Origin of the sequence: Rhodoplanes sp. SY1 (assembly GCF_046000175.1) — a bacterium.
In the GTDB taxonomy this organism is placed as follows: Bacteria; Pseudomonadota; Alphaproteobacteria; order Rhizobiales; family Xanthobacteraceae; genus Rhodoplanes.
Genome location: NZ_JBEOMB010000489.1, coordinates 1 through 810, shown reverse-complemented (window position 1 = coordinate 810; position 810 = coordinate 1). Strand labels below are relative to the sequence as shown.

Annotated in this window: 2 protein-coding genes; both read right to left on the bottom strand. The window is 69.0% G+C overall.

Annotated features, from left to right (window positions below; all coding sequences use genetic code 11):
* Positions 1–245 (bottom strand): hypothetical protein (locus tag ABTU92_RS30530; protein WP_408095272.1); only part of this gene is annotated, 245 nt, incomplete at its 3' end.
* Between the two features lie 89 nt (positions 246–334).
* Positions 335–565 (bottom strand): hypothetical protein, encoded by a 231-nt coding sequence (locus tag ABTU92_RS30525; protein WP_408095271.1) that lies wholly within the window; start codon positions 563–565, stop codon positions 335–337.
* Between the last annotated feature and the right edge of the window lie 245 nt (positions 566–810).

Below are 810 nucleotides of genomic sequence, written 5' to 3'. Positions count from 1 at the left end.
ATGACAACGCCGAGGCTGCCCTTCCGGCGAAAGCGCAGCTCGTGTCGCAAACGCCCGGTCGGGCGCCCGCACAGGGCGACCGCGAGCTTTCCCATGAGCGGCGCGAGCGCGGCTTTCAAAGCGGCGGTCTCGGCCCGCAGCTCGGCGCGGACGATGTCCTCGGCCGACGGCATCACGGCACCCGGGCCGTGATCGCCGGGGCGATCAGAGCGGACTCCCTTGCCGTCGCCGGTTTCGCTATCCATGATCTCACCGATGGTTGGTGCCTGTCGGTCTCACTGCGAAAACTAAGAGGCCGGTCGGGCTCCTCCCCTGACCGGCCTCTATCTTTTTTTCACGAGGCGGCACGCGCCTCGGCTCGCCGAATCGTCGCCACCAGCTCCTTATTGCAGATCGCCTCACCAGCGGCGGCCAGCGTCAGGTCGATGATCTCCCGGTGATTGATTCGAGCGCCCGCGACGGCGTCGAGCAGCCCGTCGCGCGTGAGATGCGCGACGATCCGCAGCGCGTCCGCAGCATTCGCCTTGTCGTCGTCGACAAGCCGCGCCTCGTCGACACCGTCCATCGCGTCGGCGAGGTCGTGAAGATAGGTCACGTTCATGATCAGCTCCGGTTTTGTGAGAACACGTCGGCCGCAGCGGGCCGGCGATCTGATCAGAAGCCCGCCACGAGGCGGCGCGCGTCGAGGATGGCCTTCACGGCCGCATCGTCGCCGGAGCCCCCCGAGACGACTGGCGGCGGCGTGACGGTCGGCGGCGTGGCGGTCGGCGCAGCGGCCTCGGCGGCCATCGCCGACAGCGCACGGCGGAC